This is a genomic window from Demequina sp. NBRC 110052, assembly GCF_002090075.1.
GTDB lineage: Bacteria > Actinomycetota > Actinomycetes > Actinomycetales > Demequinaceae > Demequina.
The window spans coordinates 123,555-136,892 of the sequence record NZ_BBRI01000002.1 but is presented as its reverse complement, the minus strand read 5'-3'; the positions used below and the strand labels follow the sequence as shown (position 1 = coordinate 136,892).

Here is a 13,338-nt window from a genome sequence, read left to right as displayed (position 1 = left end):
CACCCCGGAACGCCGACGCTCGTGTGGCGACCGCCACATGCACGGCGTCCCGGTGCCATCGGGCTACGCTGGCCCGGTGACGCGCATCCTGCTGACCGGATTCGAACCGTTCGCGGGCGCGCCCTGCAATCCTTCGTGGGACGCCGTGAAGATCGTCGGCGAGACGTGGTCGGGGGCCGCGGAGCTGGTGACGGCGCGGCTGCCCGTGGAGTTCGGCGGCGCGGCCGACGCGCTGGCATCGCTCGTGCGGCGGCATACCCCCGACGCCGTGGTCGCCGTCGGGGTGGCTGAGGGGCGCGCGGCGATCACACCGGAGCGCATCGCGATCAACCTCGCCGACGCGACCATCGCCGACAACGCCGGCGCCCGCCCGGTCGACGAGCCGATCGACGTCGAGGGCCCCGCCGCTGCGTTCTCGACGCTGCCGGTGCGCGCCATGGTCGAGGCGGTGACCGCCGCCGGGCTGCCCGCCTCGCTCTCGCTCAGTGCGGGTGCCTACGTGTGCAATCACGTCATGTACGAGTCGTTGGTGCGGATCGCGCGGGACGTCCCCGCAGTCGGCTTCATCCACGTGCCTGCCAGTTCCGAGATGCTGTTGGCGCCCTCGGTGCCCACGTTGCCCGTGCAGCGGACGGCCGCGGGCCTGACCCTGTGCCTGAAAGTTGTCGTCGACCATCTCCACCCTCCCCTGCCCACCACCTGAGATTCGGAGTCCCCATGCCGCAGTTCGCCACCTCGTTCACCCTCGAGCTGCCTGCCTGGCTTTCCGACGAGCTCGCCTCGCTGCCCCAGGCGCTTCCCGGGCACGAGGCGCAGATGACGCTCGTCAACTCGCTCGCCGACCGCAACTGGCGCGAGGGCGGCGGCGGTCCGTTCGCGGCGATCGTCGTGGATCAGGCGACGGGCGAGCTCATCTCGGTCGGCGTGAACGTCGTGCTCGGCACGGGCATTAGCTCGGGCCACGCCGAGGTGATGGCGCTCGGGCTCGCACAGGCAAGCCTCGGCACGTGGGATCTCGGGGCCGAGCGCGATCTTGCGCTCGTCGTCAACTGGCGCCCGTGCGTCCAGTGCTACGGCGCGACTATGTGGTCCGGGGTGAAGCACCTGGTGGTCGCGGGCGACGGACCCGAGCTCGAGCGCCTCACGCGCTTCGACGAGGGACCCATGGTCGCCGACTGGGCTTCGCAGTTCGAGGCACGCGGCATCGAGGTGGTGCAGGACGTGTGCCGCGAGCAGGCCCTCGCGGTCTACGAGGCGTACGGCGCCTCGACGGCGACCGTCTACAACGCGCGCGGCCAGGGAGCCATCGAGAGCGACTGAGCCCTCGCGTCGGGCGCGCGACGCGTCAGCGCGTCGGGATCTTCACCAGCAGCAGCGCGACGAAGCCCACGACGATGACCGCGATGATGCCCAGCACGCCCCAGATCGTCGCTCCCGTGGCGGCGATGGTGACCGTCCACAGCAGCGGCGCCATCCAGGACGCGGCGCGCCCGGTCGTCGCGTAGAGGCCGAAGATCTCGCCCTCCTTGCCGGCAGGCGCCACGCGCGCGAGCAGCGAACGGGACGCCGACTGGACCGGTCCCACGAACAGGCACAGCACCAGGCCTGCGACCCAGAAGATCATGGGGCCGATGCCGTGGAACACCACGACCGCAAGTCCGGCGACGATCATGCCGCCCAGCGACCACAGGATGAGCGTGCGCGGCCCGATCTTGTCGTCGATGATGCCTGCGGCCATGGTGGCGAGACCTGCGGTGAGGTTCGCGGCGACGCCGAAGATCATCACCTCCGTGCTGCCGAAGCCGAACGACACTGCGGCGATCACCGCACCGTACGCGAACACGCCTGCGAGACCGTCGCGATAGATCGCGCTCGCGACGAGGAACCACAGCGTGGTGCGAGCATCGCGCCACAGCCGCATGATGTCGCGCCACAGCCGTCCATATCCGGCCAGGAAGCCGACCTTCTCGCGCCCCGTCGCCCCCGGCTCAGGCACGAACACGAAGATCGGCCAGCCGAACGCGATGGTCCACAGCGCCGCGCCGACGGCGATCAGGCGGTAGGCCATGCCGTTGCTCGTGTCGAGGCCCCACCAGTCGCTCGCGTCGGCGACCACGACGATCACGAGCGCCACGATGCCGCCCACGTAGCCCAGGCCCCAGCCCAGCCCTGAGACGCGCCCCACGGTGCGCGGCGTCGACACCTGACCGATGAGAGAGTTGTACTGCGCGCCCGCGAGCTCGTTGGCGACGAGACCGATCGCGATGAGCCCCACGCCCAGCACGAAGTAGGAGGGCGCGGCCTCCACGAAGTACAGGGCCGCGGTCACGATCGTGAGCACGCCGGTGGCCACTGCGAGCCAGCGCTTGCGGCGGCCGGCCGTATCGGCCTGCTGCCCCAGCACGGGGGCGAGCAGCGCCACCAGCACCCCGGCAAGGGTGCCCGCGAGTCCCAGCCCGCTCGTGAGACCGGCGAGCGCCAGCTCGTAGGCCGGGTGGTCCTCGCCCAGCGCGGCGATCTCAGGATCGATGAACGATTCCGACGTGAGATACAGCGCCGTGAACACGAACGTCACGATCACGGAGTTGAACGGCTGCGTGGCCCAGTCCCACAGCGCCCACGCGGCGACGCGCCGCCTGGGGATGCGAGCCTCAGGCGTGGTGGTCCCGGTCATGATCTCGGCCCCGTCGGGGGCGCCTCCCTCAGCGCTCATGGGGCAAGACTGCCCTATCCGAGTGAACGAGGGGTGACGAGGACGCCGGTGCGTCGCGCGCTCAGTAGGCTCGGAACGTGACATCGCACCTGGAATTCTCGCCCGACGTGTTGCCCGGCTACGAGGCGGCTCCCGTGGCGCAGGGCACTCTCGTGCGCCGGGTCGCGCAGCCGGCGACGCCACGGGGCGCGGTTCTGCACCTCCACGGGCACAACGACTACTTCTTCCAGACTCACCTCGCCGACGCCCTCGCCGACGCCGGCTACGCGTTCTTCGCGGTGGACGTCCGCCGCTGCGGGCGGTCCCTGCGCGAAGGTGACCTTCCGCACTACTTCGACGACATCTCAGAGCAGGGCGAGGACCTCGCCGCCGCCATCGACGCGGTCTCGTCTCTCATGCCCGACGCGCCGCTCGCGATTCATGCACACTCCACCGGCGGCCTCGCCGCCGCAGTACATCTGGCCGCGCAGGGCACCGCGCCCGTGCGGGCACTCGTCTTGGACAGCCCGTGGTTCGGCTCTCCGGCCACGTGGCGCACACGGATCAGCCCCGCCGTGCTGCCCGTCATCGCGCGCCGGGATCCACACGCAGTCGTCTCGGAGGGCCGGTCCCTCAATGCGACGCGCCTGCTGGACCTCAACGGCGGGCCCTGGCACTTCGACCCGGCATGGAAGCGCCCTGAGGGCGTGCCCGCCAGGGCGGCCTGGCTGCTCGCCGTGGCGCGCGCGCAACGCACGGTGGCGCGTGGGCTCGACCTCGACATCCCCGTGCTCGCAGCGCGGGCGGCCGCGGGCGGGCCCGAGTCGCTCGACAACCCGGACCACATGCGGCAGGACACGGTCGTCGACGTGAGGGCGATCTCTCGCCTCGCGCCACGGCTCGGCCCGCGCGCCGAGGTGCTCGTCGTGCCGGACGGCATCCATGACCTATGCCTGTCCGACGATGCACCCCGGCGGCTCTACCTCGATGCGGTCACCGGGTTCCTGGACAGTGCGCTCGCCCCCGGGGCACGGCCATGACGAGGCACCCGTACTTCGAGACTGAAGGCGCCGTCGCGGCGCTCGCCCATCGTGGCTTCTCGCGCGAGGGGCTCGAGAACTCGATGCGCGCGTTCCAGGCCGCCGTCGACCTGGGATTCCGCTTCGTCGAGACCGATGCCCACGGCACTGCGGATGGCGTGGCGGTCGCCCTGCACGATGCGGCGCTCGATCGCACCACCGATCGCCAAGGCCTGGTGGCCGACCTGCCATGGTCTCAGGTGCGCGAGGCCCGCATCGGCGGCGTGGAGCCGGTGCCGCTGCTCGAGGACCTCCTCGGCACGTGGCCAGAGCTGCGCGTCAACATCGACGTGAAGGCAGTCAGCGGCATCGAGCCGATCGCCACAGCCATCGAGCGGACGGGCGCCCATGACCGGGTGTGCGTGGCCTCGTTCTCTGTGGCGCGCCGAGAAGCGACGGTCGCCAGGCTGTCGCGCCCCGTGGCGACCTCAGCAGGCACGGGCGAGGCCGCGCCGTTCTTCGCCGCGGGCATCACCGGTCGGGGCGTCGGCCGAACGCTGCGCCGCGTGGACGCGCTCCAGATCCCCGCACGGGTGCAGGGCGCACGCATCCTTACGCGGGCGCACGTCTCCGCGGCCCACCGCGCCGGCAAGCAGGTGCACGTGTGGACGGTCAACGATCCCGGCGAGATGGAACGCCTCATCGCCATGGGCGTGGATGGACTCGTCTCCGATCGCGCGGACCTGCTCCGCGCCACCCTGGAGCGGCACGGCCGCTGGGCCTGACCGGACCGCCCGCCCGCGCGTCGGGCGTCCACGCGGCAGACTGGTGCCATGGGCGATTCAGGCTCCGGAGCCAAGACCCGTCCCACGGACGTGCCCGTGGAGGAGTTCGTCGCACGGGTTACGCCGGAGCGGCGCCGGCTCGAGGCCCAACGCGTCGTCGCTCTGCTCACGGAGGCGACCGGGGAGGACCCCGTCATGTGGGGACCGTCGATCATCGGATGGGGCACGTACCACTACGAGTACGCGAGCGGACGCTCGGGAGACTGGATGAAGGTCGGCTTCTCGCCCCGCAAGGCGCAGCTGACGTTCTACGGGCTCAAGGACTCCGAAGCACAGGAGACGGCGCTGACTCGCCTGGGTGCGCACACGACCGGGGTCGGGTGCGTGTACGTGAAGCGCCTCGACGACATCGACGTGCAGGTGCTGCGTGAACTCGCCGTCGCGGGCATGGCGAGGGGCGACCACGACGCCACCGCGTGACGCTCAGCGCTTCTTGCGCTTCTCCCGCACGCGCACCGAGATCTGGATCGGCGTGCCCTCGAAGCCAAACGCCTCGCGCAGACGGCGCTCGATGAACCGGCGATAGGTGGGCTCGAGGAACCCGCTCGCGAAGATCACGAAGCGCGGCGGACTGGTCGACGCCTGCGTCGCGAACAGAATCTTGGGCTGCTTGCCCGAGCGCACAGGGTGCGGGTGCTCGGCCACGAGCTCGCCGAGGAACGTGTTGAGGCGTCCCGTGGAGATGCGCTGATCCCAGCTCGAGAGCGCCAGGTCCACCGCCGGCAGCAGACGGTTCGTGTGCCAGCCGGTCCGCGCCGACAGGTTCACCCTGGGAGCCCAGGTGAGCTGCACCAGGTCGCGCTCGATGCTGCGCTCGAGCAGGAAGCGCTCGTCCTCGCCCACGAGGTCCCACTTGTTGAACACCAGCACCATCGCGCGTCCGGCATCGACGACCTGCGAGATCACACGCGTGTCCTGCTCCGTCAGGGGCACCGAGGCGTCGAGCAGCACAAGGGCTATCTCGGAGCGCTCGATCGCGGTCTGCGTGCGCAGTGACGCATAGAAGTCCGCCCCCTTGGTCTGGTGCACGCGACGACGGATGCCTGCGGTGTCCACGAGCGTCCACGGGCGTCCGCCGATCTCGACCTCCTCGTCGACGGGGTCGCGCGTGGTGCCCGCGAGATCGTGCACCACCGCGCGCTGCTCCCCTGCCAGCTGATTCAAGAGCGACGACTTGCCGACGTTGGGTCGTCCCACGAGGGCGATGCGGCGAGGTGCATTCTCGGCGACCTCCACCTGGGGCATCTCCTCCGGCAGCGCGGCGATCGCGGCGTCCAGGAGGTCTCCCGTGCCGCGGCCGTGCAGCGCGGATACGGGGTACGGCTCGCCGAGCCCCAGGTTCCACAGCGCAGCCGCCTCAAGCTCCCCCTGAGGGCCGTCCACCTTGTTCGCCGCGAGCACCACGGGCTTGTCCGCCTTGCGCAGCAGTCGAACTACCTGCTCGTCGGTGGCGGTCGCCCCCACGGTGGCGTCCACGACGAACACGATCGCGTCAGCGAGGTCGATCGCCGCCTCGGCGGCTTGCGCGACGCTGAGGTCGATGCCGGTGACGTTCTTCTCCCACCCGCCCGTGTCGAGCAAGTTGAAGTCGCGCCCCGCCCACTCGGCGCGGTAGTTGACGCGGTCGCGCGTGACGCCGGGACGATCCTCGACCACCGCGAGCCGCTTGCCGATGATGCGGTTCACGAGCGTGGACTTGCCGACGTTGGGGCGTCCGATGATCGCAAGAGTCGGCAGCGCCTCCTCCGTGTCGAGGTACGACTCCCCCTCGAGGGCCGCGAAGTCCTCGTCCGTCAGGTCGTAGGCCTCGAGGCCCGCGCGGAGCGCCGCCTCGCGCACCTCGTCCAGGCTCTCCTCAGGGTCGGACTCGTGCGGCGCCGGCAGCGCCTCGTCGGGGCCGAGCACGTCGTCGTCGTTCATGAGTCCTCCTGAGGCGCCACGCTACCCGGCTGGGCGTCGCGACGCGGGTCGTCCATGGGAAGTGGGATCTCGGTCGTGTCGAGCACGGCCGTGAGATGCTCTCGCAACGCCAGGCCGACGCGCTCGGCAGCCCAGTGCTGGCGCGCCCTGCCCTTCAGCTCGGGCGGCGGATCGAGAGTCACGGGTGCGCCGAAGTCGACCACGATGCGGCGCCCCGGCGCGGGCCAGACGTTCACAGACTCGCCTGGCAGGCGCGTGCCGACCAGGGCCGCCGGCACGACGGGTGCACCGGACTGGATCGCGAGCCACGCGGCGCCACCGTGCACCTCGTCCACGGTGCCGGCGCCGCGCGTCCCTTCGGGGAACATGCCGACCACGTCTCCGCGCTTGAGGACCGCGAGCCCCTGCGCGAGGGCGGCCCTGCCGGAGCCCTGGACCTCGATCTGCTGGGCCGCGCGCAGGATCGCGCCGAGCACACCACGCATCATGTGCCCGCCGATCAGGAAGTGGGAACCGCGCGGGATCACTCCATGCAGCACCGGGCCGTCGATGAGCCCCACGTGGTTGGCAACGATCAGCACGGGGCCGTCGGCGGGGACGTGATCGCGACCGCGCACGTCCGTGCGCCACAGGACACGCGCGAGGAAGAGCCCGACCCAGCGCGACCATCGCGGTCCCCAGCGGCTGGGAGTGCGAGCGTCGCTCACGCGGGGGCCTCTCCCGAACCCTCGATCTCGTCCTGCGCCTCGCGCGCGAGGGTGAGCACCGCCTGCACGGCCTCCTCGATCGTGAGGTGCGTGGTATCGAGCGTGACGACGCCGTCCGCAGCGGTATGGAACTCCACCACCGTCGCGTCCTGGCGATCGCGACCGAGCACGGCCTCACGCACTGTGGCGGCGTCCGCTCCCTCGCCCGCGCGGCGCGCGACGCGCACCTCCTCGTCGGCGGTCATGAGCACACGCACGTCGGCCTCTGGCGCGATGATCGTCGTGATGTCGCGGCCCTCTGCCACGACGCCGCGTCCGTCCGAGAACCCGCCGTCGCGCTCGAGCGCGATGACGCGCCGCTGCCAGTCCCCCAGGATGCTCCGGGCCTCGAGGTTCGTCGCCACCTTGGATACCGTGAGCGCGACGGTGTCCGATCGGATGAGCTGGGACACGTCCTCGTCGTCGAGCAGGATGCGCGGGTTGTCTGGGCTCAGGTGCAGCTCGACGTTCATGGTCGCGACCATGTTGGCCACGTCGTCGGCGTTCGCGAGGTCCACGCCCTCCTTGAGGCACCACAGCGTGCCCACCCGGTACGTCGCGCCCGTGTCGAAGTAGGCGAGGCGGAGCCGCCGAGCGACCTCGCGCGCGACGGTCGACTTCCCCGTGCCGGCCGGGCCGTCGATCGCGATCACGATTCCGGTCATGAGGAAGCCACCGTCCAACCCGCATGCTCGAGCGCCTCCACGAGCTGCGGGACGCTCGCGGGAAGGACGTACAGGGTCGTGAGGCCTACAGGCTGACGAGGCGAGTGCTCGATCGAGATGTCCTCGACGTTCGCACCGACCGACGCCGCATCCTGCAGCAGGCGCACCAGCTGACCCGGCTCGTCGGGAACGATCACCGTCACGGGCGTCCAGTCGCGTTGCACGCCGCCGTGCTTGCCGGGGATCCGGGCCACCTCGACGTTGCCGCGCGCGATGAGGTCCTCGAGCGCTGCCCCGATGTCCTCCGACTCCCGCACATCCTCGAGGTCTCCGATGATGTGGTCGAGCGTGCGCTCGAGCGCCGCCTGGTTGAGCCGCGCGATCTCCGACCACATGCCGGGCGGGGACGCCGCGATCCGGGTCACGTCGCGCAGACCCTGGCCCGCCAGCGCGACGTCGTCCGCGGCGAGGGGACCGAGCGCAGCGGCGACAGCCGAGGCGATGACCTGCGGGGCGTGCGAGACTCGCGCGACCGCGGCGTCGTGCGCCTCGGCATCCATGGCCACCACATCGGCCTCGAGCACACGGGCGACGCGCGCGACCGACTCGACCGCGGCGTCGGTCGCCTCTCCTCGGCACACGACCCACGGGCGAGCCTTGAACAGATCGCCCTGGGCGGCCAGCGTGCCGGAGACCTCGCGACCAGCCATCGGGTGCGACCCTACGTACCGCGCGCCGAACCCGGCGGCGGATGCAGCCGCGGCGACCGGGCCCTTGACGGAGGCCACATCGGTGACCACGGCGTCGGGCCAGCGACGCAGCGACGCGACGACCACGTCGGGCGTAGCCGCGGGCGAGACGGCGACGATCACGAGCGAAGGCGACTGGGCGTCACTGAGCGCACGACCCGCGCCGATGCGCCAGGCGACCTGCTCGGCCGACGCGTCGGCGTCCTCGATCGAGGGATCCCACCCGGCGGCCGTCAGGCCGATGCCGATGCTCGCACCGATGAGGCCTGCACCCACGAGGTGCACGTGCTGCTGTGTCATGGCTCGGGTCCCTACTGGGCGAGGTCGCGCCGCAGGGCGACCGCCTCGCGCAGGTACACGTGGACGACCTCATCGCGGGGCACGTCCATGTCGGCGTGCATCATCACGCGCACCACGCGGGGAAGCGCACCTGGGACGGGAATCTCCTGCGCGCACATGAGCGGCACCGCGCCGAAGCCCATGTCACGCGCCGCCGCCGCGGGGAAGTCAGAGACCAGATCCGGGGTCACCGTGAAGATCGCCGAGATGACGTCGTCGGTCGTGAGCGCATTCTCACGCATCACCGCATCCACCAGCTCCTTGGTGCGCTCGTGGAGGTGAGACCTCTCGTCCACCTCGAGCGTGATGGCGCCACGGATCGCACGAACGGTCATGGGGTTCATCGTATCGGTCAGCGCACCCCACGGAGCCACCCGGTGCGCGCGACGACCGCCGTCAGAGACCCGCGACCTCCATGAGCGCACCCACGTCCTCGCGTCCCAGCACGCGCACCTCGCCAGGGGCGAGCGTGCCGAGCCGGATGGGGCCGAACTGCGTGCGCACGAGCTCGAGCACAGGGTGGCCCACGGCAGCGAGCATGCGTCGCACGATGCGGTTGCGTCCCTCATGGAGCTCGACCTGGACGAGCGAGCTCTCGCCGCTCACGTCGAGGATCTGGCAGTCGCTCACACGCACGGGTCCGTCGTCAAGATCGACTCCGGCGCGCAGCTGCGTGCAGACCTGCTTCGCGACCCTGCCCTCGACCTTCGCCACGTACACCTTGGACACCCCGTGCGTGGGGTGCGCCAGGCGGTTGGCGAGCTCGCCGTCGTTCGTCAGCAGGATCACGCCCGTCGTCTCCGCGTCAAGGCGACCCACGTGGAACAGGCGTTCGGCGTAGCCGGCGACGTACGTATCGAGGGCGGGCCTGCCCTGCGGGTCCGACATCGTGGAGACGACGCCCGCGGGCTTGTTCAGCACCACGGTGACGATGCGGTCGTCGACCGAGATCCGCTTGCCGTCGACCTCGATCGCCACATCATCGGGGTCGATGCGCACGCCCAGCTGGTCCACGACCTCGCCGTTGACCTTGACCCGACCGGCCTCGATCATCTCCTCGCACTTGCGGCGCGAACCGACGCCAGCGGAAGCGAGGACCTTCTGCAGCCGAATGCCCTCGGGGCGGTGGATCTCGAGCTCGGCCATCAGCGCTCCCCCGCGCCGTCGGCGCCGTCGATGTCGGCCAGATCAGGAAGGTAGGGCGCCAGCGGAGGCAACTCGTCGAGCGACGAGATCCCCAGACGGTCCAGGAGTTCGGTGGTGGTGCCGTAGAGCACGGCTCCGCCCTGCTCCCCCACCTCGGTCACCAGGCCGCGTGCGCTCAGCGTCTTCATCACGGAGTCCACGTTAACGCCGCGCACCTGGGACACCTGACCACGGGTCACGGGCTGGCGGTACGCGACGACGGCCAGGGTCTCGAGCGCCGCCTGCGACAGCCGCGCGGACTGGCCCTCGACGATGAACGCGCCCACGACGTCGGCGTACAGGCGCGACGAGTACATGCGCCAGCCCCCACCCACCTCGCGCAGCTCGAAGCCGCGCGGCGCCTCGGGATCGGCGTACTCGTCTCGCAGCGCGTGGAGCGTCGCGGTCACGTCGTCCACGGGAACGCCCACGGCGGCCGCGAGCTCGGCCGGCTGCACCGGCTCGTCGACGACCATGAGCACCGCTTCGATCGCGCCTCGGGTCTGCGTGTCGGTCACTCCTGGGTCCTCTCCTGCGTCTCGCGCTGCGCCGACTCGGCGACCTCGGCACGCCGGGCCGCGTCCAGAGCGACGCCCATGCCGTCGTCCTCGTCGAACTCGGCTGAGACCTCGATCTCGCCGCTGCCGCCGGTCCACCGGATGGTCAGCTCGCCGAGCGAGCGTACCTGGTCAAAGGCGACGGCCGCCTCACGGAACAGCTCGAGCAGCGCCAGGAACCGTGCCACGACCACGTTGACGTCGTCCGCGTCCGAGACGAGGGAGCGGAACGTGACGGCGCCCGCACGCTGCAGCCGCGATGCGATGAGCTGCGCCTGGTCGCGCACGCTCACCGCGGGATTGTGCAGATGCGAGATCGACACCGTCGGAGCCGCCTTGGGCTGCATCGCATGCGCCGCGAGCCGCGCCAGGTCGTCGGGCGTCACGCTCCACACGAGCTCGGGAAGCAGCATCGCGAAATGCGGCTCCAGTGGCACATCGCGCGCGATCCTGCGCGGCCCAGCGAGCATCCCGTCGAACGATGCCGCCACCTCCTTGAACGCGCGGTACTGCAGGAGGCGGGCAAACAGCAGGTCGCGCGCCTCGAGCAGCTCGAGATCCTCGAGGTCGTCGACCTCGCCCTGCGGCAGCAGCCGCGCCGCCTTGAGATCGAGCAGGGTCGCGGCCACGACGAGGAACTCCGAGGCCTGCGACAGGTCCCACTCGCCCTCCCGCACGCGCACGATCGCCAGGAACTCGTCGGTCACGCGCCCGAGCGCGACCTCGGTGATCTCCAGCTCGTGCTTGGAGATGAGGGACAGCAGCAGGTCGAACGGTCCCTCGAAGTTGTCGAGGTGAACCTCGAACGCGCCTCGCGATGCCTGGGTGGGCTCGACGGCCTCGGCGGTCACGTCAGGCGACCGCACCCCGGGCGACGAGCTCGCGCGCCAGCCTCCGGTACGACTCCGATCCGGCGTGTGCCGGGGCGAAGGACAGGATGGGCTCGGCGGCGACCGTGGCGTCGGGGAACTTCACGGTGCGATGGATCATGGTGTCCGTCACGCGATCCCCGAAGGCCTCGCGGACGCGCTCCACGACCTCCTGGGAGTGCAGCGTGCGCGCGTCGTACATCGTCGGGACGATCGCGTCCATGGTGAGGCGCGGGTTCAGGCGGTCCTGGACCTTCTTGATCGTGTCCACCAGCAGCGCGACGCCGCGCATCGCGAAGTACTCCGAGGCGAGCGGAATCACCACGCCATGGGCGGCGACGAGCGCGTTGACCGTCAGCAGGCCCAGCGACGGCTGGCAGTCGATGAGGACCACGTCGTAGTCGTCCTCGATCGGCCTCAGCGCACGGGCGAGCGCGCTCTCACGTGCGACCTCGCCCACGAGCTGCACCTCAGCTGCGGACAGGTCGATGTTCGCTGGGAGCACGTCGAGGTTCTCGTACGAGGTCGGGAGGATCACGTCCTTCGTGGGCACGTCGGAGCCCATCAGCAGGTCGTAGACCGTGGTCACCAGATCGTGCGAGGCGATGCCCAGGCCGGCCGACGCCGCACCCTGGGGATCGAAGTCGACCAGCAGGACGCGTCGGCCGTACTCCGCCAGCGCGGCGGCGAGGTTGACCGACGTGGTCGTCTTGCCCACGCCGCCCTTCTGATTGCACAGCGCGACCACGCGGGCAGGTCCGTGAGAGGTCAGCGGCTGCGGAATGGCGAAGTCGGTCACGGGCCCCAGGTTACCCCCGGCCGCGCGCCTCTCACCCGCGGGCGCGCGGGTGAGCAGAGGCATACACCTCGCGCAGCGTGTCGCGTGTGACCAGGGTGTACACCTGCGTCGTCGTCACCGAGGCGTGACCCAGCAGCTCCTGCACCACGCGCACGTCGGCACCACCCGAGAGCAGGTGCGTGGCGAACGAGTGCCGGAGCGTGTGAGGGCTGACGTCGGGCACGCCCGCGCGCTCTGCCGCGGCCCTCAGAATCGCCCACGCGCTCTGGCGTGAGAGCCTTCCGCCGCGCGCGTTGAGGAACACCGCCGCCAGCCCGACGCCGTGGCTGGCGAGCGCGGGCCTGCCCCTCACGAGATACGCGTGCAGGGCCTCGGTCGCGTAGCCGCCGACCGGCACCACCCTCTCCTTGCGCCCCTTGCCTCGCAGGAGCACGCTCTCGCCGCCCGGTTCGAGGCTGACGTCGTCCACGTCGAGCCCCACGGCCTCGGAGATGCGCGCGCCCGTGGCGTACACGAGCTCGAGCAGCGCCCTGTCCCTCAGCGAGGCAGGCCCGTCCTCGGGCGACGCGGCCTCGAGGATGGCCGCCACAGCGTCGGTCGGAATGGCCTTGGGCAGGCGCTTCGGCACCGCACGCGGCTTGATCTCGACGGAGGGGTCGTCGTCCGACCACCCTTCCGCGACCGCGAACCGATGCCATCCGCGGACCGCGACCACCACGCGAGAGGCCGACGCGGGCGCGAGCGCGCTGCCGCCGTCCGATCCGGTGCCGATCGCGCTCGCGAACGCGGCCACGTCGTCGCGCGTGACGTCTGCGATCGCGTCGCGCGCGCGGGATGCGAGGAACTGCCCGTAGCGCTCCAGGTCACGGCGATAGGCGGCGAGGGTGTTGTCGCTCAGGCCGCGCTCGACAGCGAGGTGCGCGAGGTAGGCCTCCCGCTCGCTCGCGAGCACG

The 13,338-nt window shown here is 71.0% G+C and carries 16 protein-coding genes; 5 read left to right on the top strand and 11 right to left on the bottom strand.

Features of this window, described 5'->3' with window-relative positions; genetic code table 11:
* Nucleotides 1–76: 76 nt before the first annotated feature.
* On the top strand, nucleotides 77–703 hold the full coding sequence (locus B7K21_RS00650; protein WP_234989121.1) for a pyroglutamyl-peptidase I: 627 nt from the start codon (nucleotides 77–79) through the stop codon (nucleotides 701–703).
* A gap of 14 nt (nucleotides 704–717) precedes the next feature.
* Nucleotides 718–1,320 carry a nucleoside deaminase gene (locus B7K21_RS00645; RefSeq protein WP_084073011.1) on the top strand — a complete coding sequence of 201 codons (603 nt, stop codon included), beginning with the start codon at nucleotides 718–720 and terminating at the stop codon, nucleotides 1,318–1,320.
* Between the two features lie 25 nt (nucleotides 1,321–1,345).
* Here B7K21_RS00645 and B7K21_RS00640 read toward each other — a convergent pair whose 3' ends face one another.
* On the bottom strand, nucleotides 1,346–2,713 hold the full coding sequence (locus tag B7K21_RS00640) for an MFS transporter (RefSeq protein ID WP_084073010.1): 1,368 nt from the start codon (nucleotides 2,711–2,713) through the stop codon (nucleotides 1,346–1,348).
* 77 nt (nucleotides 2,714–2,790) lie between these two features.
* Between B7K21_RS00640 and B7K21_RS00635 the strand changes: the two genes are divergently transcribed.
* From B7K21_RS00635 to B7K21_RS00625, 3 genes are read left to right on the top strand one after another with little or no spacing between them, the layout of a single operon-like run.
* The gene (locus tag B7K21_RS00635) at nucleotides 2,791–3,732 is read left to right on the top strand and encodes an alpha/beta hydrolase (RefSeq protein ID WP_084073009.1); all 942 of its coding nucleotides are present in this window, start codon (nucleotides 2,791–2,793) and stop codon (nucleotides 3,730–3,732) included.
* Nucleotides 3,729–4,496, top strand: a complete 768-nt coding sequence (locus B7K21_RS00630) for a glycerophosphodiester phosphodiesterase (RefSeq protein WP_084073008.1) — start codon at nucleotides 3,729–3,731, stop codon at nucleotides 4,494–4,496. Before B7K21_RS00635 ends, B7K21_RS00630 begins: the two co-directional genes overlap by 4 nt.
* Nucleotides 4,497–4,544: 48 nt before the next feature.
* Nucleotides 4,545–4,976 (top strand): DUF1801 domain-containing protein, encoded by a 432-nt coding sequence (locus B7K21_RS00625; protein WP_084073007.1) that lies wholly within the window; start codon nucleotides 4,545–4,547, stop codon nucleotides 4,974–4,976.
* 3 nt (nucleotides 4,977–4,979) lie between these two features.
* Here the strand turns inward: B7K21_RS00625 and der are convergent, their stop codons facing one another.
* The 10 genes from der to B7K21_RS00575 form a co-directional block, all read right to left on the bottom strand.
* Nucleotides 4,980–6,476, bottom strand: coding sequence for a ribosome biogenesis GTPase Der (gene der / locus B7K21_RS00620; protein ID WP_084073006.1), 1,497 nt, complete (start codon nucleotides 6,474–6,476; stop codon nucleotides 4,980–4,982).
* Nucleotides 6,473–7,183, bottom strand: coding sequence for a 1-acyl-sn-glycerol-3-phosphate acyltransferase (locus tag B7K21_RS00615; RefSeq protein WP_084073005.1), 711 nt, complete (start codon nucleotides 7,181–7,183; stop codon nucleotides 6,473–6,475). The genes der and B7K21_RS00615 overlap by 4 nt, the downstream gene beginning before the upstream one ends.
* Entirely contained in the window at nucleotides 7,180–7,887 is a 708-nt protein-coding gene (cmk, locus tag B7K21_RS00610; RefSeq protein ID WP_084073004.1) for a (d)CMP kinase, read from the bottom strand. The genes B7K21_RS00615 and cmk overlap by 4 nt, the downstream gene beginning before the upstream one ends.
* Nucleotides 7,884–8,936, bottom strand: a complete 1,053-nt coding sequence (locus B7K21_RS00605; protein WP_084073003.1) for a prephenate dehydrogenase — start codon at nucleotides 8,934–8,936, stop codon at nucleotides 7,884–7,886. The genes cmk and B7K21_RS00605 overlap by 4 nt, the downstream gene beginning before the upstream one ends.
* A gap of 11 nt (nucleotides 8,937–8,947) precedes the next feature.
* On the bottom strand, nucleotides 8,948–9,310 hold the full coding sequence (gene aroH, locus B7K21_RS00600; protein ID WP_084073002.1) for a chorismate mutase: 363 nt from the start codon (nucleotides 9,308–9,310) through the stop codon (nucleotides 8,948–8,950).
* A 61-nt stretch (nucleotides 9,311–9,371) separates the two neighbouring features.
* The gene (locus B7K21_RS00595; protein WP_084073001.1) at nucleotides 9,372–10,121 is read right to left on the bottom strand and encodes a pseudouridine synthase; all 750 of its coding nucleotides are present in this window, start codon (nucleotides 10,119–10,121) and stop codon (nucleotides 9,372–9,374) included.
* Complete coding sequence (gene scpB, locus B7K21_RS00590; RefSeq protein WP_084073000.1) at nucleotides 10,121–10,678, bottom strand: SMC-Scp complex subunit ScpB; 558 nt, start codon at nucleotides 10,676–10,678, stop codon at nucleotides 10,121–10,123. The genes B7K21_RS00595 and scpB overlap by 1 nt, the downstream gene beginning before the upstream one ends.
* A complete protein-coding gene (locus B7K21_RS00585; protein ID WP_234989120.1) occupies nucleotides 10,675–11,568 on the bottom strand; it encodes a ScpA family protein in 894 nt (297 codons plus the stop codon). Before B7K21_RS00585 ends, scpB begins: the two co-directional genes overlap by 4 nt.
* Before the next feature lies 1 nt (nucleotide 11,569).
* Nucleotides 11,570–12,448, bottom strand: a complete 879-nt coding sequence (locus B7K21_RS00580; protein WP_084072998.1) for an AAA family ATPase — start codon at nucleotides 12,446–12,448, stop codon at nucleotides 11,570–11,572.
* Nucleotides 12,417–13,337, bottom strand: coding sequence for a site-specific tyrosine recombinase XerD (locus B7K21_RS00575; RefSeq protein WP_084072997.1), 921 nt, complete (start codon nucleotides 13,335–13,337; stop codon nucleotides 12,417–12,419). The genes B7K21_RS00580 and B7K21_RS00575 overlap by 32 nt, the downstream gene beginning before the upstream one ends.
* Between the last annotated feature and the right edge of the window lies 1 nt (nucleotide 13,338).

Excerpts from the sequence above, each read along its gene's own strand:
- B7K21_RS00645 (WP_084073011.1), top strand. The coding sequence starts at position 718 with ATGCCGCAGTTCGCCACCTCGTTCACCCTCGAGCTGCCTGCCTGGCTT.
- B7K21_RS00640 (WP_084073010.1), bottom strand. The coding sequence starts at position 2,713 with ATGAGCGCTGAGGGAGGCGCCCCCGACGGGGCCGAGATCATGACCGGG.
- B7K21_RS00630 (WP_084073008.1), top strand. The coding sequence starts at position 3,729 with ATGACGAGGCACCCGTACTTCGAGACTGAAGGCGCCGTCGCGGCGCTC.
- B7K21_RS00625 (WP_084073007.1), top strand. The coding sequence starts at position 4,545 with ATGGGCGATTCAGGCTCCGGAGCCAAGACCCGTCCCACGGACGTGCCC.
- der (WP_084073006.1), bottom strand. The coding sequence starts at position 6,476 with ATGAACGACGACGACGTGCTCGGCCCCGACGAGGCGCTGCCGGCGCCG.
- cmk (WP_084073004.1), bottom strand. The coding sequence starts at position 7,887 with ATGACCGGAATCGTGATCGCGATCGACGGCCCGGCCGGCACGGGGAAG.
- B7K21_RS00605 (WP_084073003.1), bottom strand. The coding sequence starts at position 8,936 with ATGACACAGCAGCACGTGCACCTCGTGGGTGCAGGCCTCATCGGTGCG.
- aroH (WP_084073002.1), bottom strand. The coding sequence starts at position 9,310 with ATGACCGTTCGTGCGATCCGTGGCGCCATCACGCTCGAGGTGGACGAG.
- B7K21_RS00595 (WP_084073001.1), bottom strand. The coding sequence starts at position 10,121 with ATGGCCGAGCTCGAGATCCACCGCCCCGAGGGCATTCGGCTGCAGAAG.
- B7K21_RS00580 (WP_084072998.1), bottom strand. The coding sequence starts at position 12,448 with ATGCCTCTGCTCACCCGCGCGCCCGCGGGTGAGAGGCGCGCGGCCGGG.